Origin of the sequence: Caballeronia terrestris (assembly GCF_001544515.1) — a bacterium.
Taxonomy (GTDB): Bacteria; Pseudomonadota; Gammaproteobacteria; order Burkholderiales; family Burkholderiaceae; genus Caballeronia; species Caballeronia terrestris.
This window is the reverse complement of the sequence record NZ_FCOL02000600.1, coordinates 1-607: the sequence shown is the minus strand read 5'-3', so window position 1 is coordinate 607 and position 607 is coordinate 1. Positions and strand designations below refer to the sequence as shown.

At 62.6% G+C, this 607-nt stretch carries 1 protein-coding gene; it reads left to right on the top strand.

The window, feature by feature from the left end; all coding sequences use genetic code 11:
- Nucleotides 1-607, top strand: a 607-nt coding sequence (locus AWB67_RS39155; protein WP_159965187.1) for a universal stress protein, incomplete at both ends; no start/stop codon positions are given.

Below are 607 nucleotides of genomic sequence, written 5' to 3'. Positions count from 1 at the left end.
AATCTGCTCGCTCCGCACGCGGCGCTCTCCGGGTTGGATTTGGACGTCGCACATAGGAAGTTGCTGGAAGACGCGGAGCGCGCTATCGCGGAGTCGAGCAGTGCGCTCGCAAATACGGCGGCTTCCGTGCGAACTCAGGTGATCGATCTTGCAAACGAAAGGGCCGATGTCTCGCATGCGCTCGCCGAAGAGGCACATGAGGACCGCGCGGATCTGATGATTGTCGGTATCCGACAACAGCACGGCCTGGCGAGGTGGTTCGAACCGTCAGTGGCAGACAGGCTCAGTCAACTCGCACCCTGCGCGGTAATCGTGGTGCCCGCAGGATACGCTAGCACGCGCGAGATCGGCACTCAGCGCATTCTGTTCGCGGTAGACGGCAGCTCTACGTCGCTCGCGGCGGTGAACACAGGCGCCACGCTCGCGACGCCCGACACACTAATACGTGTGGTCTATGTCGTGGATCGCGCGATACGCTACAGCGATTTCGTGCCCATGACACTGCTCGAGGACGCCTTCGTCAAGGAGGGCGAGCTGGCGATCGCGGCCGCGGCAGCACGGTTGGAATCCCTGCACAACGTCGCACGCTCGCTGGTTTCGGCTGATC